General features: G+C 48.2%; 26 protein-coding genes. 4 read left to right on the top strand and 22 right to left on the bottom strand.

Translation table 11 applies throughout. From position 1 onward, the window contains the following. Positions 1-19: 19 nt before the first annotated feature. Genes BN6465_RS04175 through BN6465_RS04155 form a run of 5 tightly spaced genes read right to left on the bottom strand, consistent with a single transcriptional unit; the run spans position 20 to position 6,744 of the window. Positions 20-1,594, bottom strand: coding sequence for an FGGY-family carbohydrate kinase (locus BN6465_RS04175; RefSeq protein ID WP_227183211.1), 1,575 nt, complete (start codon positions 1,592-1,594; stop codon positions 20-22). A 13-nt stretch (positions 1,595-1,607) separates the two neighbouring features. After that, positions 1,608-3,347, bottom strand: a complete 1,740-nt coding sequence (locus BN6465_RS04170) for an FAD-binding oxidoreductase (protein ID WP_154670183.1) — start codon at positions 3,345-3,347, stop codon at positions 1,608-1,610. A 22-nt stretch (positions 3,348-3,369) separates the two neighbouring features. Further along, a complete protein-coding gene (locus BN6465_RS04165; protein WP_066731950.1) occupies positions 3,370-3,738 on the bottom strand; it encodes a DUF1667 domain-containing protein in 369 nt (122 codons plus the stop codon). Position 3,739: 1 nt separating this feature from the next. After that, positions 3,740-5,020, bottom strand: a complete 1,281-nt coding sequence (locus tag BN6465_RS04160) for an NAD(P)/FAD-dependent oxidoreductase (RefSeq protein WP_066731948.1) — start codon at positions 5,018-5,020, stop codon at positions 3,740-3,742. Continuing rightward, a complete protein-coding gene (locus BN6465_RS04155; protein ID WP_066731947.1) occupies positions 5,020-6,744 on the bottom strand; it encodes an NAD(P)/FAD-dependent oxidoreductase in 1,725 nt (574 codons plus the stop codon). Before BN6465_RS04155 ends, BN6465_RS04160 begins: the two co-directional genes overlap by 1 nt. Before the next feature lie 169 nt (positions 6,745-6,913). Between BN6465_RS04155 and BN6465_RS04150 the strand changes: the two genes are divergently transcribed. Next, on the top strand, positions 6,914-7,474 hold the full coding sequence (locus BN6465_RS04150) for a TetR/AcrR family transcriptional regulator (protein WP_066731945.1): 561 nt from the start codon (positions 6,914-6,916) through the stop codon (positions 7,472-7,474). Between the two features lie 79 nt (positions 7,475-7,553). Here the strand turns inward: BN6465_RS04150 and BN6465_RS04145 are convergent, their stop codons facing one another. The 3 genes from BN6465_RS04145 to BN6465_RS04135 are packed head-to-tail and all read right to left on the bottom strand — an operon-like array spanning position 7,554 to position 11,339. After that, entirely contained in the window at positions 7,554-9,041 is a 1,488-nt protein-coding gene (locus tag BN6465_RS04145; protein WP_066731943.1) for an FGGY-family carbohydrate kinase, read from the bottom strand. Between the two features lie 20 nt (positions 9,042-9,061). Continuing rightward, positions 9,062-10,465 carry an L-fucose/L-arabinose isomerase family protein gene (locus BN6465_RS04140; protein WP_066731942.1) on the bottom strand — a complete coding sequence of 468 codons (1,404 nt, stop codon included), beginning with the start codon at positions 10,463-10,465 and terminating at the stop codon, positions 9,062-9,064. Between the two features lies 1 nt (position 10,466). Next, positions 10,467-11,339: a class II fructose-bisphosphate aldolase gene (locus BN6465_RS04135; RefSeq protein WP_066731941.1), complete on the bottom strand. Its 873-nt coding sequence runs from the start codon at positions 11,337-11,339 to the stop codon at positions 10,467-10,469. Between the two features lie 148 nt (positions 11,340-11,487). On the opposite strand from BN6465_RS04135, the gene BN6465_RS04130 reads away from it, so the two are divergent. After that, a complete protein-coding gene (locus BN6465_RS04130) occupies positions 11,488-12,324 on the top strand; it encodes a PocR ligand-binding domain-containing protein (RefSeq protein WP_066731940.1) in 837 nt (278 codons plus the stop codon). A 14-nt stretch (positions 12,325-12,338) separates the two neighbouring features. On the opposite strand, the gene BN6465_RS04125 is transcribed toward BN6465_RS04130, so the two are convergent. Continuing rightward, a complete protein-coding gene (locus tag BN6465_RS04125) occupies positions 12,339-13,283 on the bottom strand; it encodes a ThiF family adenylyltransferase (RefSeq protein WP_066731939.1) in 945 nt (314 codons plus the stop codon). 146 nt (positions 13,284-13,429) lie between these two features. Here BN6465_RS04125 and BN6465_RS04120 point away from each other — a divergent pair, with 146 nt between their 5' ends. Beyond that, on the top strand, positions 13,430-14,137 hold the full coding sequence (locus BN6465_RS04120) for a TMEM164 family acyltransferase (RefSeq protein ID WP_456297797.1): 708 nt from the start codon (positions 13,430-13,432) through the stop codon (positions 14,135-14,137). Here BN6465_RS04120 and BN6465_RS04115 read toward each other — a convergent pair. The 13 genes from BN6465_RS04115 to BN6465_RS04055 all read right to left on the bottom strand — a co-directional run bounded on the left by BN6465_RS04115 (position 14,134) and on the right by BN6465_RS04055 (position 25,641). Continuing rightward, entirely contained in the window at positions 14,134-14,637 is a 504-nt protein-coding gene (locus BN6465_RS04115) for a GreA/GreB family elongation factor (protein WP_066731937.1), read from the bottom strand. The genes BN6465_RS04120 and BN6465_RS04115 overlap by 4 nt on opposite strands. A 51-nt stretch (positions 14,638-14,688) precedes the next feature. After that, the gene (rseP, locus tag BN6465_RS04110) at positions 14,689-15,717 is read right to left on the bottom strand and encodes an RIP metalloprotease RseP (protein WP_066731936.1); all 1,029 of its coding nucleotides are present in this window, start codon (positions 15,715-15,717) and stop codon (positions 14,689-14,691) included. Positions 15,718-15,720: 3 nt separating this feature from the next. Further along, positions 15,721-16,863 carry a 1-deoxy-D-xylulose-5-phosphate reductoisomerase gene (gene dxr, locus BN6465_RS04105; protein ID WP_066731935.1) on the bottom strand — a complete coding sequence of 381 codons (1,143 nt, stop codon included), beginning with the start codon at positions 16,861-16,863 and terminating at the stop codon, positions 15,721-15,723. Positions 16,864-16,875: 12 nt separating this feature from the next. Beyond that, the gene (locus BN6465_RS04100) at positions 16,876-17,673 is read right to left on the bottom strand and encodes a phosphatidate cytidylyltransferase (RefSeq protein WP_066731934.1); all 798 of its coding nucleotides are present in this window, start codon (positions 17,671-17,673) and stop codon (positions 16,876-16,878) included. A gap of 3 nt (positions 17,674-17,676) precedes the next feature. Next, the gene (locus tag BN6465_RS04095; RefSeq protein ID WP_066731932.1) at positions 17,677-18,384 is read right to left on the bottom strand and encodes an isoprenyl transferase; all 708 of its coding nucleotides are present in this window, start codon (positions 18,382-18,384) and stop codon (positions 17,677-17,679) included. 84 nt (positions 18,385-18,468) lie between these two features. After that, positions 18,469-19,020, bottom strand: coding sequence for a ribosome recycling factor (frr, locus tag BN6465_RS04090; RefSeq protein WP_066731931.1), 552 nt, complete (start codon positions 19,018-19,020; stop codon positions 18,469-18,471). Between the two features lie 33 nt (positions 19,021-19,053). Beyond that, complete coding sequence (pyrH, locus tag BN6465_RS04085; protein WP_066731930.1) at positions 19,054-19,749, bottom strand: UMP kinase; 696 nt, start codon at positions 19,747-19,749, stop codon at positions 19,054-19,056. A gap of 71 nt (positions 19,750-19,820) precedes the next feature. Beyond that, on the bottom strand, positions 19,821-20,747 hold the full coding sequence (locus tag BN6465_RS04080) for a DMT family transporter (RefSeq protein WP_066732772.1): 927 nt from the start codon (positions 20,745-20,747) through the stop codon (positions 19,821-19,823). 37 nt (positions 20,748-20,784) lie between these two features. After that, positions 20,785-21,516 carry an amino acid kinase family protein gene (locus tag BN6465_RS04075; RefSeq protein WP_066731929.1) on the bottom strand — a complete coding sequence of 244 codons (732 nt, stop codon included), beginning with the start codon at positions 21,514-21,516 and terminating at the stop codon, positions 20,785-20,787. 10 nt (positions 21,517-21,526) lie between these two features. Beyond that, the gene (locus tag BN6465_RS04070; protein WP_066731928.1) at positions 21,527-23,221 is read right to left on the bottom strand and encodes a GGDEF domain-containing protein; all 1,695 of its coding nucleotides are present in this window, start codon (positions 23,219-23,221) and stop codon (positions 21,527-21,529) included. Positions 23,222-23,357: 136 nt separating this feature from the next. Continuing rightward, the gene (locus BN6465_RS04065) at positions 23,358-23,873 is read right to left on the bottom strand and encodes a CarD family transcriptional regulator (protein WP_066732770.1); all 516 of its coding nucleotides are present in this window, start codon (positions 23,871-23,873) and stop codon (positions 23,358-23,360) included. Positions 23,874-24,052: 179 nt separating this feature from the next. Beyond that, positions 24,053-24,688 carry a lysoplasmalogenase gene (locus BN6465_RS04060; RefSeq protein WP_066731927.1) on the bottom strand — a complete coding sequence of 212 codons (636 nt, stop codon included), beginning with the start codon at positions 24,686-24,688 and terminating at the stop codon, positions 24,053-24,055. Positions 24,689-24,699: 11 nt separating this feature from the next. Then, entirely contained in the window at positions 24,700-25,641 is a 942-nt protein-coding gene (locus tag BN6465_RS04055) for a tRNA dihydrouridine synthase (protein ID WP_066731926.1), read from the bottom strand. A gap of 127 nt (positions 25,642-25,768) precedes the next feature. Between BN6465_RS04055 and rbr the strand changes: the two genes are divergently transcribed. Next, on the top strand, positions 25,769-26,374 hold the full coding sequence (gene rbr, locus BN6465_RS04050; protein ID WP_066731925.1) for a rubrerythrin: 606 nt from the start codon (positions 25,769-25,771) through the stop codon (positions 26,372-26,374). Positions 26,375-26,387: the final 13 nt, after the last annotated feature.

The following is a 26,387-nucleotide window of genomic DNA, read 5'->3' as shown; positions in this document are numbered from 1 at the left end:
GCGGTCCCCCGCAACTGCTCTACATACTTTCTATTTCTGTCTTCTTTTTGTATATCCCATTCAACTTTTCATAAAGAGGTGCAAGCCTTCCATAAATATTCTTAAACACCTCTTGATACAGCTCTTCATATATCTGGTGCTGTCCCTCGTTTGGCTGGAAGACGTCCTTTCTTTTTACCATGCTCCCCACAGCCTCTTCATAATCCGCAAATACTCCAAGCCCTACAAACGCCGTCATAGCGCTTCCGATTCCGGCCACTTCATAAGTTTGCGTCCTGATGACCGGAAGCCCGAACATATCAGCCGTAATCTGGCATATTTCACTGCTTCTGGAGCCGCCTCCCCCGACATAAATTTCCTTAAACTTATGTCCGGAGCGTTTCTCCATCAAACGCATCCCGTCCAGCAGCGCAAAATTAATCCCCTCAATAATCGCTCTGTAAATATGGATTCTTGTATGCTGGTCCGAAAACCCTATCATTGCCCCTCTCGCAGAAGGCATCGTCACATTCGGAGTAAAGTAGGGCTGGAACAACAGGCCCTCGCACCCCGCGGGAATTTCTTTCAGACGTTCATTCAAAAGCTCCTCCGCAGAAACGCCGAGCTCCTTCGCCTGTTTTACTTCCTTTTCCGCAAATTCCTTCTTGAACCAGGAAATCAGCCAATAGCCCCGGAAGATTTCGATCTCAGGACTAAAGCATCCGGGAATAATAGAGATATAGGGTGGGATAAAACGCTCCGGCTCCAGATAGCGGTTCATAGTAAAGGTAATCGTTGCCGTAGTCCCGAAACCGACGGCCGCCTTCTCCTTTTCATCACAGCCCAGCCCCAATATCTCGCAGGCCTTATCGGAACCGGAGGCTATAAGAGGAAGCCCCTCCGGCAGCCCTGTGTCCTCCGCTGCCTGTGCCGTAATTTTTCCCAGTATCTCCCCGCTCTCTGCCACCTCACACAGCTTTTCTGCCTCCACGTCAAATACGGGCCGTGTCAAAGCGCCTTTCTTCTGCCATCCCCGGCTCTGGGCATCGATAGGAAGATGTCCCACAAGGCAGGCCGCCGCGTCTTTCATATGGCCGGTCAGTTTAAAGGTAAGATACCCGCTGAGGAACAGGAACTTATAACAGTTCTTCCAGATTTCCGGCTCATTCTGCATGATCCAATTACAATGAGATTTCTGATACTGTAGATTTGCCGTTTCTTCCATACCCACCGCTTTGAACATCAGCCTTGTAATCTGGGACATGGCAGGCCTGCCCTCCGCCCTGCGTTTATCCAGCCATAAGACAGCCGGACGCAGGGGCGTTCCCTTTTCATCCACACAGACTGTCGTATCTCGTATGGTCGTGAGTGTGACAGCCTCAATCTTATCCCATTTATCCGCACAGATTTTTTTCAATTCCAAAGAAGCCTGACAAATATGTTCATAATAAAAATCTGCCTTCTGTTCCGCGAACCCCGGCTCTACAGAATAATATGGAGGCTCATGCTTTTTCTGGGCTTTTCCAAGAATATCCCCGCTCTGGGTAACCAGCATCGCACGGGAGCTTTGCGTCCCCACATCAAAAGTAAGTACAATACGCTCTTCCTTCACCACTGCCTCCCTTCTCCTACTGAATATCCTCCCGCAGGAACCGTTTTTCTTCTTCCTTCAAATCAAGGCCCAGCGTGCCGCCCGGATTCATGATATTATCCGGATCAAAGTATTCCTTCAATGCCTTAAATACTCCGTATTCCTTTCTTCCAAGCTGTCCTTCCAGCCAAGGCGCGAACATCTTGCCGATTCCGTGATGGTGGCTCATGGCCGCTCCTGATTTTTGGATAGCATCCAATATAGTACTGTGGTATTCTTTAAATTTCTCCGCATCATTCATCCTCGTGATGAAGATAAAATACAGATTAGCTCCCTGCGGATAACAATGGGACATATGCGTGGTGACAATCGTGTTCGGAAGCGCATGGCATACCTTCCGCACTTCCCTGTGCACCTTCGCCATATTGGACCAGTTTACCGTACATTCCAGTGTATCCGTCATGATGCCAAAATCCAGCAGCGTATCCCGAAGATAGGGGTCATTGAACCTTCCCTTCTCCCAGCTCTTTGTGACAAAGGAAGTCAGGCTCATCCCTCCGTACTTTTTGGCAATCTTTTTGATATTGTCTGCCACGTTCTTAGAAAACCCTTTTTCCCCGTCGGTAAACCCGAGGAAAAGGCAGCGTTTCATATCCTCGTATCCACGCATGGGCAACAGATTCCAAAGAGGGGTCTCATCCACGTTGTAGAGGCGCAGCATCAGATTCGTCTCCTCCGGGTCTGACAGGCGGAATACCGAAGAAAATCCGGCTTCGCACTGCATCATTTCCCGCGCTGCCTCTCTTGCCGCCTTCCAGCTCTTGAAAATATAGGAGAAGCGCTCCCTATTCTCAGGCATGTAGCGGAATACTTTTAAAGTCACCTCCGTCAAAACACCAAACGCGCCTTCCCCGCCCATCATGAGCTGGTTCAAGTTCGGCCCGGTCGCCTCCCTCGGATAGCAGCTCGTCTGTATATTTCCGATTGGCGTGGCATATTTCTGCCCCATAACGATGTCCGTGATACATCCGTAATAAGTACTGTTCTGCCCCGCTCCTCTTGTCACGACCCAGCCTCCCACACTGCTGTACTCAAAAGACTGTGGGAAATGGCCGCACGTATAACGTCTCTTCGCCCCGAAAAGCTCCGGCGCATGATTCAGCGCTTTTTCAAGTCTTGGCCCCGACATTCCACTCTGCACAGTAATCGTCTGGTCCGTCTCATTGAAAGAAACCACCTTCTGGAAACGTTTGCGCATATCCAGAGAAACGCCGCCTTTCGTGGGCTCTACTCCACGGGTAACGCTGCTCCCTCCTCCATATACATAAAGTGGAATCTTGTGTTCACTCACATAGGCCACAATCTCCTCCACCTCTTTCGTCGTGCCCGGATAGATGACTACATCCGGCAGGCAGTCCACCCTCTTCGCCCGCAGGCGAAGTGCGTCATAACCTGTTTTTCCGTAGGCCACCGCAAGGCGGGGATAATCGTCCGTAGTCACATATTTTTCCCCCACGATTTTGCGGAATGCCTCCAGATGTTCCTCCGCCAGATTGCAGGGCGCGTTAAGCTCCACCTTATCCATCCCGATATCCCCGTCATACTGCCGGAAATCCTCATCTGTCATATTAAATTCCTCTTTCATCATTTTGTAGAGAGATTCCTTCGGGTATTTCACGAAATCCGGGTCTCCCCAGCGGAAAATAGAGCGGTAACTGTCCTTCGGCGCCGCCTCCTTCACCCATTTTGGTTCAAACTCTTTATATGGCTTACTCATGTTCATCCTCTCCTTTTCTCTACTATATCTGGCCCTGCTCCGCCAATATGCCGCTTGTCACAATCACATCGACACCAAGTCCGAGCACATTCTCTATCACGACGGCCCCTCTTCCAAGCCGTTCCGTCACTTTCACTTTATTGATTTCCTCCATCACATCAAAAATACGCTTCTTCGGAATATCCCCGGAGACACGTACCGGAAGCACGGGCACATCCTTGAAGGAAGTGGCCACCGTTGTACAGATTGTTCGAACGGGATTGGTCATCTCCGCAATCGCAAATGCCTCTCCCCGTCTGCACCGTCCGCCCGTCACTTTCCATTCTTCTCCATTTTTTTCTACCTGAAGCGTGCATCCGTTGGGACATACAATGCAAGTCAGTTCTTTCATCTCACCGCGCCTCCCTTTTCTTGATCGATACGGAAATTTTCGAATCGCTCTTGATGTCAAGACCGCCAAGTTTCACAAGCACCCGCTCCATTTCCGGTGGGCGCAAGACTCCGTAATGCTTGGAAAATACAGTCTTTCCGTCCAGCTCTATGACAAAGTCTGCATCCCGCACCGTTTCTCTGCTTCGGAAAAACAGTACGACCTCCCGGCTCTCTCCTTCTCCTCCTGCTGCCTGCACCGTAATCATCTGGGGCACGGCGTACTGCAAGGATGCGTCGGGCCTTATCTCCACCTTCTCAGGCTGCTCCCCCGCCGTATAACGCGCCGCCGCGCGCCCGGCAAGTTCGCCGCTCTCTGAAACATAATCTACCAAGTCATTGACATGGAGCGCATTCCCACAGCTGAACACACCGTCTACGTCTGTCATGAAATTTTCATCGCATACCGGCCCCTTTGTCCCCGGGTACAGTGTCACTCCTATAGATTCTGCCATCTCATTCTCAGGTATCAGTCCCACAGAAAGGATTAACGCATCGCAGTCTATCCGTTCTTCCGTCCCCGGAATCGGCCGCATCGCTTCATCTACCCGCATCACTTCGACCCCGGTGAGACGCTCCTCGCCGAACACTCTCGTCACCGTGCAGGACAAATGAAGTGGAATCTGATAGTCTTCCAGACATTGTACGATATTTCTTGTAAGGCCGGACGGCTCCGGCTTTACTTCATAGACTCCAAGGACTTCTGCGCTCTCCAGCGTAAGCCTTCTTGCCATTATCAAACCGATATCGCCGCTCCCTAAGATTACGCAGCGTCTGGCCGGCATCAAACCGGATAGATTTACGAGGTGCTGTGCCGCCCCTGCCGTAAATACCCCTGCAGGCCTTGTTCCATGTATCGATACCTGCTTTGCCGTCCGTTCTCTGCATCCGGTAGCCAGCACAATGGTTCTGGCCCCGAACTCACTGACGCCCTCTCTATTCACGGCAGTTAGAAGAAATCCTTCTTTCTCTTTGGTGATTTCCGTTACAAACGTCAAAACTTTACATGCGATCTGCCTGTCCTTGAGCTCTTCCACATACCGCTCCACGTATTCCGGCCCGGAAAGCTTTTCACCGAACCGTATGAGTCCGAACCCATCATGGATGCATTGCTTCAAGATTCCCCCCAGTCTGGCCTCCCTCTCGATAAGGAGGACCTTGGCTCCTTCCTTATCTGCCTGAATCGCCGCCGCAAGCCCGGCAGGGCCTCCGCCTATCACGACAACCTCATACTGATTCTGCATCACTTCGCCTCCTTTGTCTTTCCGTAAGTGATGACCGATTCGCTTCCGCCTTTTCTCACATCCTCCGGTGGAATGTTCAGATAATCACTGATAATATTTATGACAAGGGGCATACAAAAACCTCCCTGACAACGTCCCATTCCGGGCCGTAACCTCTTCTTGACTCCATCCACAGTAGGCACTGCTATGGGAGACTTCAAGGCGTCCAGAATCTCCCCCTTGCTGATTTCCTCACAGCGGCAGACAATCACGCCGTAATCTGGATTCTGCTTGATCATGGCGTCCCGCTTTTCCTTTGGCATGGCGCGGAGAACCGGAATAGCTTTGCGCACCGGCTGGAATTTCTCATTACGCACGACCGGCATTTCTTTTTTCAGATACTCCACAGCCATTTTTTCTATATCGAGGGCAACCGCAGGAGCAGTGGTAAGCCCCGGTGACTGAATCCCGGCACAATGAATGAGATTCTTCACCTTCCGCCCTCTTTCTATGACAAAATCTTCCTCGAAAGTAGCCGGACGCACACCGGTAAAATAAGTAATAATATCCCGCTCCGACAGCCTTTCAGCCGTCATCTTTTGTTTCGCGAACACGGCATCCACACTCTTTTGCGCAGTGGCAAAATTTTCTTTTTCATAAGTTTCTATCGCGTCCGGCCCTACGAGCAGGTTGTCATGAACCGTATGTACGATTCCGCCGCCCTTTGTGTGCCCCGTATTCTTCTGAATCGTTTTAATAGAAGCAATTCCCTTGACCAGCATGCCCGCTTTTTTATCCAGAATAGAATTAGTCCCCTTTCTTGGATGTATAGAGTAAAAACGGTCTCCCGCCATCTCCGCCACATCCTCCGCAAATACCCCCGCCGCATTCACGACGAGCCGTGGGTAAATACGTCCCCTGTTTGTCAGCACACTCTTAATTCTTCCGTTGGCACTTTCCATCTCAAGCACCGCTGTATTCAGGCTGACCTTGGCTCCATTCCGTACTGCATTTTCTCCATAGGCAATGGTAAGGCCATAAGGGCAGACACTTCCCGCGCTGGGATTATACATGGCAAAGCGGATATCCGGATTTAGGTTCTTTTCCTTTTTCTTAAGTTCCTTACTGCTTAAAATTACCGTGTCCTTTACCTTGCATATGTGCTTTCTGTGCCAGACATAAGCCCACACAAGCGGATACATCCACCTTTTTGTAAATCCTACATATTGCCCGCATCTCTGGAAGGGCACTTGAAGCTCTCTGCACACCTTCCCAAACATCCGGTTCCCCAACAGTACATAATGCTGTTTTAATGTGCCTTTATTCAAATCTACCCCCGGGTGTACCTCCCCGTCATTTCTGCCGGATGCCTGCACGGCCAGATCCGCTTCCTTCTCCACCAGCAGGATGTCAAGCTTCCACTTAGAAAGCTCTCTCGCTATGCTCGCCCCAGAGATACCGCCGCCGATAATAAGTACATCCGGTTTTTCCCCTTCCAATGTCTCGTCCTGAACCTGCGGCAGACGCATCTTCGGAATCTCCGCCCCTTCCAAAAGGATATCGTTCACCACATGCAGCCGTGCTCCCTTTTTCGCGCACATTGCACAGGCAGACACAATATCTCCCCAATCGTCAAGCGTCCCAGTCATGCGGATACATTCTTTTTCTACACGGGCCTGCACAGCGCTTCCGTAGTGCTTCTCAAGCTTCCTGTTCAATTTCCTTTCTAAAGTTTTTCTGTCCATTTCACCACTTCTTTCCGATAGTCGTCCATACGACCGACTCTATGTTTTTATAGTATCAAAGCATTTTTTAATTGTCAATCAAATCGCTTATCTTTCTCAAAAAATCAGAAATTGACAATATAACTTATTGGCGGTACACTAATTATGAATAACAAATGGAGGATAGGAAATGGCTGCTCCTAGAAAAGACAACGTAAAAGATTTGATTATAGAATCCACAGAAGAACTTCTAAAAACAAAAAAACTCTCCGATATATCTCTGTCGGAGATTGCACAGTACGCCGGGATTTCAAAGGGTACATTATATTATCATTATAAGACGAAAAATGATATTCTGTTCGATATTACGGACAAATATCTGGAACAGCAGTATCAAGATCTGCTGGCATGGACTGAGGACGCCTCCAAAGATACCTCCATTCACCGTCTGGTGAAATATGTGCTGGAGCGGGATGTCTCCACCGCCGGAATGAGGCTCCACCTGTTCTACGACGCTATGCTTGGCAATGAAAAGATACGGGAAAAGCTTTTGAACAGATACGCTCAGTTCTCGGCTTTGATCGCGGAAAAAATCGGAGAGCGAACCGACCGCTTCCCTCCTGACTACTGTGCATGGCTGCTGCTTCTCCTCTCCGACGGCCTGTTCATTCATCAGACATTAGGCAACCCCCAGCTCGACACGGGGGAATTTATCCGGCAGAGCGAGGAATTTATCAAACGTGGAATTTGATACTATTGAAAATCAAAAGCCAGAAACGGAAATCATGATATTGATATGATTCCCCTTCTGGCTTTTTCCTTTTCCCCCTCTAATCTCCCATTAACGGCCTGACCGCTCCATAGACCTGTTTATACCGCTGGAAGATTTCCATATATTTCTCATGCATTTCTTTTCTCGGCTCATAGACCTTCCGCTTATGTACCATGCATGCGGCGGCCTCCTCCAGATTTCGAAAGCAGCCCACTGCAGTTCCTGTAAGCATGGCGCTTCCCACCGTTCCCGCATCGGCCACGTCCAGCGCGGTCACGGCAGTTCCCAGTATATCTGCCTTCATCTGCATCCACTCTGCGGAGCGTGCGCCTCCCCCGGTGGCGTGAAGCATGTGAAAGTGAATACCGGAATCTTTCAGATATTCCAGATTCAGCATCATCTCGTACACAACACCTTCCATACAGCCTCTATAGATATCGGCTGTCCCGGTCTCCGCCGTAAGCCCCAGAACGGCTCCTCTGGAGCCTCCGTCCATATACGGCGTGGCCGCCCCGGCGAAATGTGGCAGCACCAGCAGTCCTGTGGGGCTTTGTGAATTCTTCTCCAGCAATTCGTGGACAGAGATTCCTTGTTCCGCAGCCTGCTCCTTCTCCTTTTTCGCTATGGTGTCCACGCACCACTGGATTAAGGCGCCGCCGGTATAAGAAAATGCATAACAGACGTATTTGCCCGGTATTACATATGGAACCACCGCATAGTTCCCTCTGGCCATCACCTCCATGTCAGGAATCTCGTCATAGATCGGGGTGATACATTCTACGGTTCCGGCGCCATCCACCGCAATCTCCGAAGAGAACACCCCTGCCCCCACGGCCGCCGCAATCTGATCGTGGCTTATGGAAACGACCATGGTGCGCTCCGGCAGCCCGGTCTTCTCCGCCGCCGCTTTTGTCAGCGTGCCTGCACAAGTTCCGGTGGGCACCGGACTCGACATGAGCCCCATATCGATTCCGGCAGCCTCAAAGATTTCCTGACTCCAGCGAAGCTTATGAATGTCGAACCCCATCGTTCTGGCCGCCAGCGAATAATCAATCTGGGCCGTGCCGGTGAGGGCGAACACAATCAAATCTTCCATCAGGAAAATATGTTTTGCTTTTTGATACAGCTCCGGCCTCTGCTCCTTCATCCACATGATTTTCGGGATACTGTACATCTCATGAGGCTTTACCCCCGCCGTCTCCGCCAGATGCATCGCCCCTAACTTTTTCGTGAGCTCCCGGCATTGTTCACTTCCCCGGGAATCGGTGTAGAGCATGGCCGTATGAAGCGGTCTGCCCTCCCCGTCCGCCAGAACGAAAGTCTCCCCGAAACTGGTGACCCCGACAGCCTCGATATCACCATGCCTTTCGGACACCTCCCTGATAACCGCGAACACACTGTCCAGTACCGCAGATGCATCGATTTCATGCTGCCCGGTCTGGTGGATGACTGGATACTCCTTATATGCACGGTCAAGCTTTTCCCCTCCTTCGAACACTGTAATCTTGCATCCGGTGGTTCCTATATCAAGCCCTGCTATTTTCATAGTGTCCTCCTTCTGCCTGCTCAGTCAATATCCACCCATTCATAGTGCAGATAAGTGGTAAATGCTTCTTTTAGTATCTCTTTCATATGCCCTACTCCCACTGAAGTATGGTGCTTGAATCCTCCGCGGGCAAGTCGGAGCAGCTTGTTTTCCAAATCCGGAATCTCTGCCACTCCGGCACAGCCAAAATAACTGTCTTCAATCACATCGTCTGTAAATCTCGCCTCACTTGCATAGACTAGCAATTTTCCATCCTTCGTCTGGCAATTAGAGATAGTAGCCGGAAATGCCTTGATTCGGCCTTCGTTACTTCCCCAGCCGCTGCCGGGATCCCCTTTTGCGAACATCTTGTGCTCCGTGACCGTCCCCTTTGCCGTCATAAGTGACTGTGCCACCGGACCGCAGTGGAACAGAATGACTTTGTCTTCTTGCTCGCCGTAATTATTATTCCAGTCCAGCACAGCCGCCGGCTCTTGACTCGCCAGTGACATCGCCCGCATAGTGAGCGCCGAACACATATCGATTTCACAGGAGGCAGCGATACCTCTGTCATTCAGTTCACTTAGGAGAACACAAGGGCAGACACGCAGAATAGTCTCCATCTCATTCCAACAGCGGAGCGTCAGGGCGTCCAGTTGATATTCTTCAATATATTCATCAATGACGACAGAGATTTTTGCCAGAGTCAGCATATTGCTCTCCGGTACAAGGGAACAATCCGTATAAGCTTGCAGCCGCTCAATTTTCCTCTGCACATTCTCATCCTCATCGTCCAGCAGTCCTACCTTGTAGACCAATTCTGACAAGTCGAAAGATTCCACCGTGATTCCATACTTCTGTAAAGTGATTTCATCGAATCTCGTCGTCTTAAAGGCGGTGGTTCTTGCCCCGATACAGCCTACCGTAAACCGTTTCATCCCGTTCACGACTCTGCAAATAGCCGCAAAATCCTTCAGATTACTCTGGAAATCATCGGACAGCGGATGAACCACATGGGGTTTCAGCACGGTAAAGGGCACCTCGTACTGGGTAAATACATCCGTCACGGAAAACTTCCCGCAGAAAGCATCTCTTCGGTGTGCGAAGTCCATCTTGCCGATTTCGTCGGGATATGCCTGCATCAAAATAGGGACCCCCGCATCCTGAAGCGCCGTTATGGCTCCGTTCTCGTCCGCAAAAATGGGCATTGAGAATATCACGCCGTCATACTCACCCTCATGTTCCTTCAGCCAGCGGGCATAGAGCCTGCCCTCGGCCCGGGTCTCCACGCCGCCGTACCTAGTCGCCTCCACGTCCATCGCTATGTAGTCGTATCCCGCCTCGGTGACCGCGCGAATCATATCTTCTCTTGCTCCATATATCAATTCTCCCGGCATAAACCCACGATTACAAAAACAAAGTGCAAATGTCATCTTTCTATTCATCTTATTCCCTCCCATCCGCGAACATTTTCATCGCTTCTTTTACATTTTCCTTCATGGCTTTTCTCGCCGCCATGGCTGCATCCGTAAAAAAGAACGGCTTTTCCTTTTCCTGCGCATCGGCCAGACATTGTGCTGCCGCCGCTCCACCCGCTTTGTCCATATACGTAAAATAATTCACCTTGCGCACGCCCTTTTCTATGGCTCTGTGGAAATCCTCCTCCGTCACCCCGGAGCCGCCGTGCATTACGACCGGAATTCCTCCTGTCGCCTCGCGCACCTGCCTCACCACTTCAAAGTCCAGCTTAGGCTCGCTGAGATAAATGCCATGGGTCGTCCCAAAAGAACAGGCCAGCGCATCGATGCCTGAATCTTCTACAAATCGTCCTGCCTGCATTGGGTCTGTATAAATTTTCGTGTCGTCTGATATAGGCTCTGCACCACTCTGACCGGACTCTCTCCTTCCCATGGAGCCAAGCTCCGCTTCCACCCCGGCCCCTGTTTTTGCCGCCATGGCCGCCGCTTTCTTTGTATTCTGCAGATTTTCTTCATAGGGAAGTACCGAGCCGTCATACATAATAGAGGTAAACCCTAAGTCCAGCGCCTTCTGCAAATATTCTAAGCTCTCGCCATGATCCAGATGTACACAGACCGGAATAGCCGCCGCTTCTGCCGCCGCCACCATAATAGGCCCGATAACGGAAAGCGGTGTGATATGTTCATGGCACTGGGCGAACTGGATGATGACCGGCAGCCCTAACTCCTCGGCCGCACCGATTACCGCCTCCAGACTCTCAAAATTAGGCGTATTAAAGGAGCCCACCGCATAGGAATGTTCTTCAGCTAACTTCATGATTTCTTTCAAATTCACTAACATGATTACCCTCCTTCATCATATACTACTCTTAATCTACTCTATATTTTATAAAGATGATAGAGAAAAACGTTTGCAAAACTGTAAATACTTCCACAAATATTTTCTTTTTTACACTTTTATGCTATTCTGGTTAAAAGGAGATGATACTATGAATCTTGAATTTGACCGGATTGAGCTGGAAAAGCTTATGAGGGATTTCTATATACTTACCGGCATCCGTATTGTATTGTTTGATTCCGATTACCGGGAGCTACTTGCCTATCCGCCCAGCGATTGTACTTTCTGTAAATATATGAAGGCACATCCCCAGACTCGAAAATTATGCCGCTTCAGCGATGAGCAGTCCTTCGAGGCCTGCAAGGCAAAAAACAGTCTCATCATCTATCACTGCCACGCAGGACTGGTAGAAGCGTCTGCTCCCCTGCTCTACAATCATACGGTCATAGGTTATCTGATGTTCGGGCAGATATCCGACGATTCCACGGAAGCTCAGCTTGCCGAGGCAGTGTCCTCCGCCCTCTGTGGCGCCGGTATGCCGCCCACGCAGATAGACGAATATATCGCCGGGATTCCGCAAAAAAGCAGCGACCAGATTGCGGCCGCCGCAAAAATTATGGAAGCTTGTACCTTTTATGTCATTTTCAAAAACACCATTTCTCTGCGGCGGAATAATTTCATCCGCAATATGAGCGCCTTCCTCACGGCTCATCTTAATGAAGATTTGAGTGTAGAGCGCATTACTCATGAATTCGGGATCAGCAAAAGCAAGCTCTACCAAGTGTGCAATACCTATCTGGGGTGTGGAATTGCTGAATACGTCCATTCTCTGCGCATCGAACATGCAAAACGCCTGTTGTCAGAGACTACGGTTCCCATTACTGAAGTAGCCGGGGAATGTGGTTTCTCCGACTATAACTATTTCTGTAGAGTCTTCAAAAAAGAGACGGGTATCCCCGCAAAAAAATACCGGAATCTATCTCAATAGATTCCGGTGTATTTTTACGCTGGAGCCGCTTCCCCCTCTGTCTCTCCTTCCGTCTGGGCACAGAGACATTCTACCGCATACTGGGCTTCCGCCGCACCAATCAATTCCGCGACTTTTTTATCGTCCACAAGCGGAACCTGATGCCTGTACGCAATCTTTCTTACTACCTCTTTCGTCTCCGACATATTCGCTGTAAGGAGGACAATGCCATATCCAGGTATCAGCCGCTCTCCATTATCCTCCGTGATGCTCTCAATCCACGGTTCTGCATAACAGTTCGTATATTCACTCATAAGACGGGCCGACAGGCATTCTGCTTTATTTTTCCCAATATCCTCCTGTTGAAACAAGCCGATTCCGGTGACGTCCGTGTCTGTCACGATGCCGCTGTCCACGATACCGATTGCTCCCACTCCCGACTCTGCTAAAGTGCGGGCCGCGGAACATCCGATACTTCCGGCCCCGATGATAAGCGCTGACGCTTCCCTCAGCATCCTTCGTTCTTCACTATCAGCCTGTTCTCTGGCCTCGATCACTTCCGCCATATCTCCCCTGCGGATTTTCCCGTCCTTTACCACCTTGGCGTAGCAGCAGCCCTTCATCAGACGGCATTCCATATGCTTTACAAAACGCTCGCACTCTGAAAAACAGCGTTGCTCGTAGCCGGTGATTTCCAAAACACTGTCCCCAATTTTAATGAAATTGCCTTCTTCCAGACATTCTTCCTCTATACCGTCCAAAACAATATTCGCTTTAAATCTGCGGAAACATAGTCCCTTTTTATCCTGCATCCAGTTCTCGGTGGCTCTGGTCATGATACTGACCTGCATCTCTCTCTCTCCATAATGCACGTCTCCGATAATTCCTGCATGGTCGGCAAATCGGATGGCCGGCATCCGCCGCCCCGTGGAACCCTTCTTCTCAAATATTCTCAATGAAATTACTTTCCCATTCAACATACCCGATTCCTCCCTGTAACTTTTATTTTTTAGAACGCAATGAACCCGCCTTGATTTTCCTTATACCACAGTCTATAATGAGCGTAACCACCGCAGGAATATATTATTGATGCTGGGGTCAAAACACTCTTTGACCCTGACATCATATTATTTTCAGTATAGCACTTTTTAGAGAAAAGGAGGAGATGGAAATGAAAAAGTATGAGAAATTTTTCTTTATGCTGGGTCTTATATTGTGTGCCAGCGAAATCGGCAAACAATTACTCTTGACCTTTTCTGTGAACGCTGGAGTTTATGACTGGTGGCATTTTCCTTTCCAGCTCTGCAGCCTGCCAATGTATCTGTTGACCGCACTCCCTTTTCTAAAGTCAAATACCGCAAAGGATACCATACTGACTTTCCTCATGACTTTCAGCCTCCTTGGGGGCATTGCCGTCTTCTTTGACACAAGCGGAATGCGCTATCCACTTCTCTTGCTGACAGTCCATTCCTATGTATGGCATATACTCTTGATTGCCATCGGTATCTGCTCCGCCTTACTCTGCCTGCATCTGCCTGCAAAGGATTCCCGCGGCCCCCGCCTGCCATGGCTCAGATTTTTTTATACAGTACTTCTATACGGTTTCTTTTGCCTGACGGCTACCGCCATCAATCTTGTAGTGACGCCTTTCAGAAACATTAATATGTTCTACATCAATCCAGCCTATCCGATGGAGCAAGTCTTTTTTGAGAATATCGCCCACCGCATCGGTAATGCTGCAGGAATTGCCGCCTACATTCTGGCCACCATACTCGGCAGCGCCCTGCTCTTCGCTTTCTGGCGGACACTGGGCAAAAGAATGGCCCGCCATTAGAATCCGCGTATTCTGTCCGTCTCATCATCATTGGTATTTTCAATGCTCCGTATCACTACCGGATAACTATAGTCTTCGCTGACTTTCACATGTACGGTCTCCCCTTCCCTGTGGCCGAATACGGCCTTACCAAGAGGCGATTCCGTACTGATATAGCCTCCAAGTGAATTCCCTCTGATGGATGTCACCAGCTTGTACGTCTCTTCCATGTCATCCTCCGGAAAATATACAGTAATCCGATTATTGAGCCCCGCCACGCCATCCTCGGATTTGTCAGACACGACCACCGCTGTCTTTAACATTCTTTCCAGATAACGGATGCGGCTCTCATTTTTATTCTTATCCTTCTTGGCCGCGTGGTACTCAAAATTTTCGCTCAAGTCGCCGTGGGCCCTTGCTTCTTTTACCGCCTCAATGGCCTCCTTCCGGACTACCAGCCTGCGGTGTTCAATTTCTTCCTTTATCTTCCTGATATCACTTTCTGTCAGTTGCTCCCGCATATAATCCTCTCCTTCATGTCTAGGAAAGCGGGCATTGCTGCCCGCCTCATACTAAAAAAATACTCTTACGATATCATTGTACATGACAAACACCATTAGCCCCAGAAGGAGTATCATGCCCGCAAAATGGACATACCCTTCTTTTTCCGGCGGAACACGTTTGCCTCTTATAAGTTCCAATACTAGAAATACCAGTCTTCCCCCGTCCAATGCCGGTATGGGAAGAAGGTTCATGACACCGAGGTTGGCGGACAAAAGAATCGCCATGCGGAGCATATTGATAAATACGACTAACGCCCCGCCCTCCCGGCTTTGCTTATAGGTCGTATCGACGGCGTCGACCACGCCCACCGGACCGGACAACTGATCGAGTCCTATCCTTCCGGTTATGAGCTGTCCCAGACTTTCTACGGTCAGATCTATCCAGTATTTGACCTCATACCCTCCGTAAGCTATGGTCTCAAGCAAATTTCCTTTTTCATAACCGGTAGATGTCACACCCCACTTATAAAATCCATTTTCATCGGCCTTCGGTGTCAACTTAACTGTGTTTTGGCTGCCGTCTCTCTCGTACGTGACTTCTACCGTCTCCCCTTGATGAAATTGATTGTACATAGTGATTTCGCGGAACAGCTTGACAGACTTGGAGTTGATTTTCACAATTTTGTCACCCTCCTGCAGTCCGGCCTCCGCCGCCGGGCTGTTTGGAGTTACACCGCTTAAATCTGCCTTATCCACTCCCACAATTCCTATAAATATCATGGAGCATATAAAAGCCAGAATAAAATTGAATACTGGCCCGGCCAAAATAACGGATATTCTTCGCCATGGGGATTTACTGTTAAAGCTTCCAGCCGACAGATCATCCACCTCGTCCTCCCCCATCATGCATGCCCCGCCAAGCGGGAGAAGCTTTAGGCAGTAATCGGTATTGCCAATCTTCTTATGCACAATAGTCGGTCCCATTCCTATCCAAAATTCATCAACATCAATCCCATTTTTCCTCGCCAGAAAGAAATGTCCCAGCTCGTGAAAAAATATGATGAAACTAAATATTAAAATCGCCAGTACGATTCCCATTTACTACCTCCTGCTTTTTATTCGTTCATAAGTCTCTGCTTCTGTGTCAAGAATCTGTTCTACAGTCGGGTTCATGATTGGTCTATGAGCCTTCATACAGTCTTCTATAATCTCTATGATTTCCAGATAGTGTATCTCTTTATTCAAGAACTGGCTTACTGCCAGCTCATTGGCCGCATTATAAACAGTGGGCTGTGTGCCGCCCGTCCTGCCCGCCTCATAAGCAAGTTGAAGTCCATAGAATGTATCCATATCCGGCTTTTCGAAGTCCAGATGCCCGATGGACCAGAAATCAAGCCTCTCGCCCGGAAGATATCTCCGTTCCGGATAATAGAGTGCATATTGGATAGGCAGTTTCATGTCCGGCGTTCCAAGCTGGGCAATCACAGCCCCGTCCACGAACTCTACCATTGAGTGAATCACACTCTGAGGCTGTACCACCACCTGCACATCGTCGATTTCTACCCCAAAAAGCCATTTTGCTTCCATCACTTCCAACCCTTTATTTACCATGGTGGAAGAATCAATCGTAATCTTCCTTCCCATAGCCCAGTTCGGATGCTTCAGCGCGTCTTCCACACGTACATTCAAAAGCTGCTCCTGCGTTCTTCCTCTGAACGGCCCTCCGGAAGCCGTGAGCAGGATTTTGTGAACCTCTCGCTCCCCGCTTCCCTGCAGCGACTGGAAAATGGCGCTGTGCTCACTGTCCACCGGCAGTATCTTCACATTATGCTTCTTAGCCAGCGGCATGATAAGATGACCGGCTGTCACCAGTGTTTCCTTATTCGCCAGCGCGATATCCTTGCCCGCCTCAATAGCTGCAATGGTGGGGCGGATTCCTATCATCCCCACGATGGCAGTGACCAGAATCTCCGATTCCTCCATGACAGCCACTTCCATCAGTCCGTCCATTCCGGTTACCACCAAGACATCTGTATCGCGGACTCTGGTGCGGAGTTCGCCAGCCTTTTCTTCTGACCATACAGCCACGACCGCAGGCTTAAACTCCCGAATCTGTGCTTCCAGCAGCTCAATATTACTGCCCGCCGCAAGCCCGGTAACTTTAATATCCTTATTCTCGCGCACCACTTCCAGCGTCTGTGTCCCGATGGAGCCCGTGGAGCCAAGTATTGCTATTTTCTTCATAATTCCTCCCAATTACAACAGTCCTACCGCCAAGAAGTAGATGACCGGCGCTGTAAAGATTACACTGTCAAAGCGGTCCAATATCCCGCCATGCCCCGGTATCAACTTGCCATAATCCTTTATCTCATGATTGCGCTTGATCGCTGACGCCGCAAGGTCGCCAACCATGGAAATCATGCCGCCCACGAAGCAAATCAACGCATAATATGCAGGCTCGGCACTTGCATTTCCCCATTTATTGATAGCCAAAGCGTAGAGCGCCCCCAAAAGAGCTGCACCCGCAAGTCCTCCTATTCCTCCTTCGATGGATTTCTTCGGACTCAGCTTCGGCGCCATCTTGTGCTTCCCGAACAGGACTCCTACACAGTAGGCGCAAGTATCGCATCCCCAAGAGCAGAGGAATACCAGCCCTACCAAGAACAGTCCGTCCTCAAGAAGCCTAGTCTGGTAAATATACGACAGCATGACCGCCACATAAAAAAATCCAAAAAATACGGTGACTATCTGTTCGGACTTAAAGGCCGGAAAAGAGAAGACGTAAACAGCCATGAGAACCACAAGGAATAAGATGGCCAGCATCATTATATCGTCTTTTCTCTGAAAACGGAGCAGAAAATAGTATATGATACATGCAAGATAACCGGCAAATCCCGGCAGCTTCTTCTCCACTTTCATGACCTTATAAAGTTCGCTCATACCGATTAAGCTGATAATAATCAGTGTGGCAAAGAGGACGTCCCCGCCAAAGAAAATGGTGGCAAATGCAATGATGACCAGCAGAATTCCGCTCAAAAGTCTTGTTTTAAACATGTTCTAGTCCTCCTTTATCTTTCCGTAACGTCTGTCTCTGCTATTATATTGCTCAATAGCCTTTTCTAATTCCTTTTTTGAAAAATCAGGCCACAGAACATCAGTAAAATAGAATTCTGTATAAGCAAGCTGCCAGAGAAGATAATTAGATATCCGCTGTTCACCGCTCGTGCGGATGAGCAAATCCGGATCCGGGATTCCACACGTATCCAGATAAGCCTCAAACCGTTCTTCCGTGACATCCTCTTCCCTCAAAAGGCCTGCCTCGCAGTCTCTGACCATCTTTTTCATGGCTCTTATCATCTCATCCCGGCTTCCATAGTTGATAGCAATCTGAAAATTAAGACCGTCATTATTCTTGGACGCTTCCTCAAGTTCCTCAATTCTCGTTCTTATATCTTCATCAAGTCCCGTCTTATCCCCAATCACCCTTACCTTCATGCGGTTCTTCTCCGCTGTCTTAAGGCAGGTCTTCATATAGTTTCTAAGAAGCCCCATCAAAGCATCCACCTCATTCTGGGGCCGGTTCCAATTTTCTGTGGAAAAAGCATAGACTGTCAAATATTTGACCCCCATCTTGTAGGCCGTCTCACAAATTTTTTCTACATTTTTACTGCCCTGCGCATGGCCATAATTTCTGGGCATCCCCTTTGCTTTAGCCCAGCGTCCGTTCCCATCCAAAATAATCGCTATATGCTGCGGTACATTCATAGTAATTCCCTCTCTAAAACTTACAAGTATTAGAAACGCGAAAGGGGGGCGTCAGAAACTTCGCCGCCCCTCCACTATATCTCACTATACAGTAAGTACTTCTTTTGATTTTCCTTCTACGGATTTATCCACTTCTTTGATGTATTTGTCAGTCAGTTTCTGCAGATCCTCTTCCATATCTTTGATATCATCTTCCGATATCTCTGAGCCCTTCAGCTTTTTCAGCGCATCGTTGCCGTCTCGGCGGATATTGCGGACAGCTACCTTAGCAGCTTCCCCCTTCTTCTTTACATCCTTAACCAATTCTTTCCTTCGCTCCTCCGTAAGCTCCGGAAATACAAGACGAATCATTGTCCCGTCGTTGGTCGGGTTAATTCCGATATCGGACATCTGTATGGCCTTCTCGATATCACGGATGATCTTTTTCTCCCAAGGCTGAATCTGAATCATACGCGCCTCCGGTACAGAAATGTTCGCCACCTGCTGAATCGGTGTAGGTGTCCCGTAATAATCAACAGTCAGTTTATTCAGGATATTCGGGTTAGCACGTCCGGCACGGATAGACGCCAGCTCTCCGTCTAGATTTTTGATGGTCTTCTGCATCTTCTCCTCATATACATTCAATCTTTCATTCATACTTTTTTCCTCCTCTATTTGCTGAGACTTCCACTATACAGTGACCTTTGTTCCTGTAAAGTTTCCGCTCATTGTCTCTACAATACTATTTTCTTCATTCAATCCGAACACAAGCATCGGCATCTTGTTCTCCAGACACATAATAGACGCTGTGAGATCCACCGCCATCAGCTTCTTGTCAATAATCTCCTGAATCGATATCTCGTCATATTTCTTCGCCTGCGGATTCACCTTCGGATCGCTGTCATAGATACCGTCGATTGCCTTCGCCAGCAGCATCGCGTCAGCCTCTATCTCTATCGCCCGGAGAACCGCTCCGGTGTCAGTCGAGAAATAAGGATGTCCGGTTCCTCCGGCAAAAAAGATAACCTTCCCTTTTTCCAGTGCCTCTACTGCCGCGTCCTTTGAAAAAAGGCTGGTAAACGCGCCACAGACAAACGGGGTAAATACCTCTGTCTCCATCCCTACATGACGGAAAATCTCAGACACATAAATACAGTTCATGACCGTGGCCAGCATCCCGATCTGATCTGCCTTCGTCCGGTCAATCGTCTCGCTGCTTCTTCCTCTCCAGAAATTCCCTCCGCCTGTCACTACGGCCACCTGCATGCCAGCGTCGGCAATTTCCTTCACCTGCCGCGCAACGCCAATACATGTCGCCTCATCAAAACCTGTCTTTTTATCGCCTGCCAGTGCTTCTCCACTTAACTTTAAAAGTACTCTTTTCATATGTCCTGCTCCTGTTTTACCTATATTAGGATACTTTCGCATACCTAAATAGAAGTATATCATAGTTCTTTTTAAAATGGAAGTTTCGGGCATGAAAAAGTATCCGCTTTCTTTTGCGGAAGCTGCGCCAAAATGATGGCCGCAAACATCAGCGCACAGCCGGCAAGCTCTTTGGCATTTAACACCTGTCCCAGCACCACCCAGCCGGCAAGCACCGAGAACACGGATTCCAGACTGAGAATCAGTGACGCGATCGTCGGGTCCGCATCCTTCTGCGCCAATATCTGGAGCGTATAAGCCATACCGCTTGACAAGACACCCGCATAAAGAAGAGGTACTGCTGCCGCCAAAATCGCTGAGAACTGCGGCTTTTCGTACAAAAACATAGGCACTGCCGACAGAACCGCCGTCACAAAAAACTGAATGCAGGACATGCGTACCCCGTCCACTTTCGGCGAGAAATAGTCGATCAGCAGAATGTGTACACTAAATACCACCGCACAAATCAAAACGAAAAAATCACCTTTTCCTATGGTGAACTTTTCTGTGATACATAACAAGTAAAGTCCGGTCACAGCGACAGCCACGCTTATCCAAATCTTAATCCCCGCACGCTTCTTTAAAAAGATTCCTATGATTGGAACCAGCACAATGTAGAGGGCCGTAATAAACCCTGCCTTTCCCACCGTTGTATACTGTACCCCGATTTGCTGCAGATTGGAAGCTGCGCACAAAGCCAGTCCGCACAGGACGCCCCCGGTGAACAGCACCTTCTTCTCTGACGGGGACATAGGTGTCTTTTCATCTTTTCCGCCTCCCCCTCCGTTCATCTTGTCCAGAAACCATATGCACGGTATCAATACAACGCCTCCCAGCAGAGAGCGGATACAGGTAAAGGTAAACGGACCGATATAGTCCATCCCCACGCTCTGCGCCACAAAGGCAACTCCCCATATAAATGCTGTCAGTATCAGCATAACACTGCTTTTTACACTCATTCTCTTTCTCATGTCATTCCCTCACTCTAGTAATTCCTTATCTCTTTTTCAATTCATGTGCGTACAGCTTGTCTTCATCTTCTATGATAATAGTTCCGGCTCCCACCACACTAAAAAATTCAATCAATAATACATGGCGTATCCGTCCGTCCAGAATATGTACCCGGTTCACGCCTTCACCCACCGCCTGTATGCCATGTTCCACGATTTCCTCAAATTCCACTGGAAAGCCGCGCGCTTTTTTCAGCTTTTCCACCTCGTCGACTGTCAACCGGGAAAAGACCTCTTCCCTAGATTCATCCACATAGATACCCGGATATTTGGAGAGATATACTAATTTGTCGGCTTCCATCTTCACCGCAATCTCCAGCGCCGTATCCTTGGGATTGATATACTCTGTCTCATTGTCTATGTCGTTAGGCACGATCACCGGAATATAGTCATTGTCAAGTGACATATGGAGCGTCTGCGTATCTACACCACAGATGCCGATTGCCTTAACGCCGCAGAGTTCAAGCAGCTTGGCAACTCTTTTATTCTCCCGGAATTTGTCCATCCCCATCCTTGTATCGTGTACTACAATAGGACGCATCCCTATACTCTTCAGGAGAACGATATCCTGCATCAATCTCTGTTCTTCGACTCCATTCAGCCATTCGCTGCAGCCATACTCTATGACCACTATTTTATGATTAAAATCCCTGATATAAGGCAGTGCGTCAGTTAATATGGCTGCCTTCTCCTCTACACTCTTCAGATTCTTCTCCATAGATATATTTTCATCCTTCCTTCATCGTCTCTTTCATCTTAAGTTTACACTCATACATCTTCCGGTCCGCTCGGCGGAATGCCTCGTCGATTCCCTCGGTTCCAGCCTCCACAAAGCCATAGGCCACTGAAAAATCATATTCCGTCTTCTTATTTTCCTCCTCCACCAGTCTGGTGAACGCCTCGCTTCTAAGACGGAACTCCTCCGGGATGATTCCCTCCGCTATCACGCAGAATTCATCTCCGCCTATCCGGAAACAGTCGGCGCCACTGTGAAAAGCCTTTTTCAAAAGCTCCGCCGTTCTTATGATAGCTTGGTCCCCTTTTGTATGCCCGAACATATCATTTATCTTCTTCAGATTGTTTAAGTCGGCCACCATAATCATCGGTGTTTTATCTTGTTTTTCTTCCCGGAATATCCGCATATGCTCTTCAAAGGACATTCTATTAGGCAGATTCGTCAAAGTATCAGTGACCGCCAGACGTTTCCACGTCTCCTTCTCGATCTGGCCTTCCTTCTCAGCGGCAGCTTCTTTCAGCGCTGAAAATCCCAGAACGCCCAGAAAGCAGATTAAGCCCATTCGGGTAAAGAGTATGGGGTCGGCCAGAGGCGTATAGATATAAAACCGCAGAATATCCAAAAGTGCAAAAACTGCAAATACAAGACAGCCTGTGACAAGGGCGGTATCTTTGATTCGTTCTCTTTTGATCCTCTTGCCCGCAAAGACAAATACAATACCTAAAATAGTAATAATAATCGCCACATGGACTGCGGGTACTGTCTCCATATAATCACGGACACTGCATATCTGCAGGATTTGTATCATCACATAATTAGCCGAAGAATAATAGAAAGCGAATTTCATATAGCGGCTGTTCTCAAAGCTCTCATAAGTCAACAGGAACCGCGAGAACAGCACCGGTATTAAGCCGAATAAAATAAATATGAGATTCATACTTACAAGTACGTTGCCGGTAAAAGCCTGCGTCACCTTAGACTCCAGACAAATCCAGCCGCTGATGACTAAAGCGGTCAGCCCCAGATACCGAAGCCTCCTCACCGTCCTCTTTTCTCTGAACATAAAGCTTCCTACGATCACACAGATTCCCATGATAATAATCGGCAGATTCCACATCATAGTTTTCATTGCATTTCTATATATCACAGAAACGAGCGCATTCTTAGTTCCGAAGTAAATCTCCTCCTGCATCCCGGAATACTCATCATAAACGCTGACCGTCTCCACCTGAAGCGTCTTCCCTTCCCAGTCCGCCGGAAGCCTGACATGAATCCAAGGGCTTCCCACGGACATTTTGAACGGCTTTACCTGCCCTTCTCCGTAGGAAAAAATCTCCTCCCCGTCCAGATATATTTTCACATACTGGTGATAGGAATGAAACATAATGGAATTCCCTTTTCCGTCCTCCTTCCGCAGGGTTTTCGTGAACACAACCTTTTCTCCCGCTCGGGACTCCTGATGCGTTGGAAGCGTGGCATCCTCTGTCTTTCCTTCATATGTGACGCTCCATCCGTCTGTAAGGGGATAGACCGGTTCATTGTTCAACGTCATATTCTCACACGACGTCGATACCACAATCCACAAAAACATAATGAACCCTACGGCTAATATCAAATTGAGCAGCACTGTCCATCGTCTGCCGGCGTCGTCCGCCCTCTGTTTTCTTGTCCCTCTTCCGACCTGCATATAATCCCTATCCTTTTTTCATCCACTACAAATCATTTTCTACTCAAGTATAGCATAGTTAGTTACACAGGAAAAGCCGATTTTATGTATGAATTTAATAAGAGCCCGGCGGGCCGGACTCTTATTAACGCGGTTCTCAATTAAGACTCCGCAGTTCATCTATTCTTTTTGTAATGTAATCTTCCATCTCTGCCTCTTTCATATGCAATGCCAGAGAAAGCTCAGAATATAGACTGTTCTCCGCAAAGTGCAGATATTTTTCATCTGTGACAGTAATTTTTTTCCCTTGTGAAGCCCTTTCCTTATTTCTCAGATACATTGTCTTAATGATTTTAATCCATTCCCGGCAGTCACAGCTGTCCATACATTCTTTATAAGTGGCTTCTCTTAACTTGTCATTGCAAATCCACAATTCTTCTATTGCAGGAATCTCATCGATCAACGCAAGCGCCTGCTCACACGTCAGTATCCTGCGTATTATAATCTTCTTGTTTTCCACGGGAGTGAAAATTCGTCTCCCCTTTTCTTTCATGGGAACCAGAACATAATACAGTTTATCTTTAGGTACTCCTTCTATTTCCATTGTAGTAATATCCACAATCTCACAAATACCATTTCTACCATATACAACCAGTTCTCCCTTACCGAACATAATCACGCTTCCTTTCCCTTTGTTCCAATCCGTCTGCCGCTTCCATCTATAATATATTGTACCAAAAAAAGGAAGAGGTCCGCTAACGCTTTTTCCCTCTTCCTTCATTTTCGTACATTTTTCATACTACCATTGTCTGTCTATTTGTGCACATTTACTGTGCGTTTTGACTGCCGGACCTAAAGGGCAATCAAATACACCGCCGAATAATAGAAAACCAATACCGCTATTCCATACCAGCGCTCTTTTTTTTCCATCAGATATCGACGGGCCAGAATGAAATCTGAAACCACAAAACAGATTCCTCCTGCTGCCATCGTAACCGCATGGAAACTCTGGTTCTGGATGCCATATGTGACGGCAAGCGCCGCCATTCCACACAGCAATGCCGGATAGATTACTGCCGGAACTTTCAACGCCCCCAGCTGGGGCAGGCACTTTGCAAATGCCGCCAAAAAAATAAGATACATAGCTGCCGTCATCGCCACCGTGTACAGACGTATTTCAGATGAGCAGAGCAGCGCCCAAAGAAAGCAGATATGTGCACAGCCAAAGGCCACGACTCCACACAGAAACTTCAGTTCCAAAAGTACGTCCGCCGCCATGCACAAAACAAGTCCCGCAGTAATCAGCCATCTATGCGGGCTGTCCGTGTTCCAAGCTGCCTCCAGAGCCAGTATTACGGCCATACTCGTAGCCAAAGCCTTAAATACCAGTTCTTTGTTGCCTTTTTTCCCTTTCCATCTCCCGTAAATAGTGCCGGACACCGCCATACAAAGTGCGGCGGCACAATAGCCTATGATGTGTCCACCCATATTTTTTCCTTCTACTCTCCACAAGCCTCCTGCTGTTCGAACAACGTCTCAACCGCTTCCGCATAGGCATAAAAGCTTTGTGCTTTTTTAATCTTCTTCATGCACTTTTCACTGCCGGGAAACGTCTGTCCCAAGTACACCCACAATTCTTTCATCTTAAAAAGCACATTGCGCTCGCCGGGTATCGCCTGCTGATACGCCTTGAATAACCTGTCATGAAACTGCTTCAGCCGCGCCTTTTCCGGCGTCCGCTCTCCTTCCAGCATCTCAATCAGGCCCGGATTTCTCAAGACTCCTCTTCCCAGCATTACCGTATCCGTGTCCGGGAATCTCTGACGCCATCTTTCAAAATCTTCCACCGTAAAAATGTCTCCATTATAGCAAAGCGGATTCTTGCTCTCAGAAACAGCATACTCAAATACCTCCCAATGCGGCGTATTCGAATAGAACTCCTTCTGACATCTCGGATGAATAATCAACTCCTCCAGCGGATACCTGTTATAAATGCAAAGAAGGTCTCTGAACTCTTCCTCGGCGAATTTGCCGATTCTGGTTTTAATAGAAATCTTCAAATCAAGCCGGCGGAAAATCTCCTCCAAAAAACGATCCAGATCATCCGGCTTTGCTAAAAATCCTGAACCTCTGTACTTGGCCACTACTGTACGTGACGGGCAGCCAAGGTTCAGATTTATCTCCTGATAGCCGTACTCACTGAGCTTTTGAGCCGTCCTCACAAAATCGTCCGCATGGTTGGTGAGAATCTGAGGGACAACATACATCCCCTCGTTATGACTGGGCAGAATATCATTTTCTTCGCGAGTACTAAATTTTCCTTTCTGGTTCGGTGCAATAAATGGAGTGAAATATTTATCGGCCGCCCTGAAAAACGTATGGTACACATTACGATATATATAGCCCGTAATGCCTTCCATTGGTGCTAAATAATATTTCATATATACCTCCTAATACTAAGGATACCTACTTTTCCTTGGTTGGTCAAGCATATTAAGTTTAAATCCGTCGGTATTTTTATGCTATTTTTCGGCAATGATATATAAAAACAGGAAAGGAAGAGTTGTTATGTCAGTTGATTTTAAACACAGTGTCACGAAAGAAAATCTTATGCGTGCATTTGCCGGAGAAAGTCAGGCCCGGAACCGCTATACTATGGCTGCGGAGCAGGCCAAAAAGCAAGGACTCTACGCAGTCTCTGAAATCTTTTTGTTTACTGCATCTCAGGAAAAAGAGCATGCTTCCATCTTTTATAACCATCTAAAAGAATGTGCCGGAGAAACGATTCACATCGACGGAGGGTATCCTGTGGATATCTCGGAAAAAGTCTCTGATTTGCTTCGTTTTGCAGAGCACAACGAATTTGAGGAACACGATGATGTGTACAAAAATTTTGAAGATAAGGCAAGGGAGGAGGGCTTTGACAAGATCGCCGGAACTTTCCATATGATTGCCGCTATAGAGAAAACACACGGGGAACGCTTCCAGCATATCGCGGAGCTCTTAGAACAAGGCCGGCTCTACGCTTCAGAAACTGAATCTGTCTGGCTCTGTCTGGAATGCGGCAACATTTACAGAGGTACTTCCGTACCGGAAGCTTGTCCGGTATGCGGGTACGACCGTGGGTACTATATTCCACTGTACCTTGCCCCTTATACCTGCCGCACGAATTAGAAGGTAATTTGAA

The organism is Bariatricus massiliensis, from assembly GCF_900086725.1.
Taxonomy (GTDB): Bacteria; Bacillota; Clostridia; order Lachnospirales; family Lachnospiraceae; genus Allocoprococcus; species Allocoprococcus massiliensis.
Note: the sequence above shows the minus strand (reverse complement) of the source record. Positions and strands in the feature narration are given on the sequence as shown.

Coding starts and splice junctions, on each gene's coding strand:
- BN6465_RS04070 (WP_066731928.1), bottom strand. CDS start 23,221: ATGCAGGTCGGAAGAGGGACAAGAAAACAGAGGGCGGACGACGCCGGC.
- BN6465_RS04150 (WP_066731945.1), top strand. CDS start 6,914: ATGGCTGCTCCTAGAAAAGACAACGTAAAAGATTTGATTATAGAATCC.
- BN6465_RS04170 (WP_154670183.1), bottom strand. CDS start 3,347: ATGAGTAAGCCATATAAAGAGTTTGAACCAAAATGGGTGAAGGAGGCG.
- BN6465_RS04080 (WP_066732772.1), bottom strand. CDS start 20,747: ATGAGTGTAAAAAGCAGTGTTATGCTGATACTGACAGCATTTATATGG.
- BN6465_RS04160 (WP_066731948.1), bottom strand. CDS start 5,020: ATGCAGAATCAGTATGAGGTTGTCGTGATAGGCGGAGGCCCTGCCGGG.
- BN6465_RS04115 (WP_066731937.1), bottom strand. CDS start 14,637: ATGCGGGAGCAACTGACAGAAAGTGATATCAGGAAGATAAAGGAAGAA.
- BN6465_RS04135 (WP_066731941.1), bottom strand. CDS start 11,339: ATGTTAGTGAATTTGAAAGAAATCATGAAGTTAGCTGAAGAACATTCC.
- BN6465_RS04065 (WP_066732770.1), bottom strand. CDS start 23,873: ATGTTCGGTAAGGGAGAACTGGTTGTATATGGTAGAAATGGTATTTGT.
- rbr (WP_066731925.1), top strand. CDS start 25,769: ATGTCAGTTGATTTTAAACACAGTGTCACGAAAGAAAATCTTATGCGT.
- BN6465_RS04165 (WP_066731950.1), bottom strand. CDS start 3,738: ATGAAAGAACTGACTTGCATTGTATGTCCCAACGGATGCACGCTTCAG.
- frr (WP_066731931.1), bottom strand. CDS start 19,020: ATGAATGAAAGATTGAATGTATATGAGGAGAAGATGCAGAAGACCATC.
- dxr (WP_066731935.1), bottom strand. CDS start 16,863: ATGAAGAAAATAGCAATACTTGGCTCCACGGGCTCCATCGGGACACAG.
- BN6465_RS04055 (WP_066731926.1), bottom strand. CDS start 25,641: ATGAAATATTATTTAGCACCAATGGAAGGCATTACGGGCTATATATAT.
- BN6465_RS04140 (WP_066731942.1), bottom strand. CDS start 10,465: ATGAATAGAAAGATGACATTTGCACTTTGTTTTTGTAATCGTGGGTTT.
- BN6465_RS04075 (WP_066731929.1), bottom strand. CDS start 21,516: ATGGAGAAGAATCTGAAGAGTGTAGAGGAGAAGGCAGCCATATTAACT.
- BN6465_RS04130 (WP_066731940.1), top strand. CDS start 11,488: ATGAATCTTGAATTTGACCGGATTGAGCTGGAAAAGCTTATGAGGGAT.
- BN6465_RS04095 (WP_066731932.1), bottom strand. CDS start 18,384: ATGAATGTACCGCAGCATATAGCGATTATTTTGGATGGGAACGGACGC.
- pyrH (WP_066731930.1), bottom strand. CDS start 19,749: ATGAAAAGAGTACTTTTAAAGTTAAGTGGAGAAGCACTGGCAGGCGAT.
- BN6465_RS04060 (WP_066731927.1), bottom strand. CDS start 24,688: ATGGGTGGACACATCATAGGCTATTGTGCCGCCGCACTTTGTATGGCG.
- rseP (WP_066731936.1), bottom strand. CDS start 15,717: ATGGGAATCGTACTGGCGATTTTAATATTTAGTTTCATCATATTTTTT.
- BN6465_RS04145 (WP_066731943.1), bottom strand. CDS start 9,041: ATGAAAATAGCAGGGCTTGATATAGGAACCACCGGATGCAAGATTACA.
- BN6465_RS04100 (WP_066731934.1), bottom strand. CDS start 17,673: ATGTTTAAAACAAGACTTTTGAGCGGAATTCTGCTGGTCATCATTGCA.
- BN6465_RS04155 (WP_066731947.1), bottom strand. CDS start 6,744: ATGGACAGAAAAACTTTAGAAAGGAAATTGAACAGGAAGCTTGAGAAG.
- BN6465_RS04125 (WP_066731939.1), bottom strand. CDS start 13,283: ATGTTGAATGGGAAAGTAATTTCATTGAGAATATTTGAGAAGAAGGGT.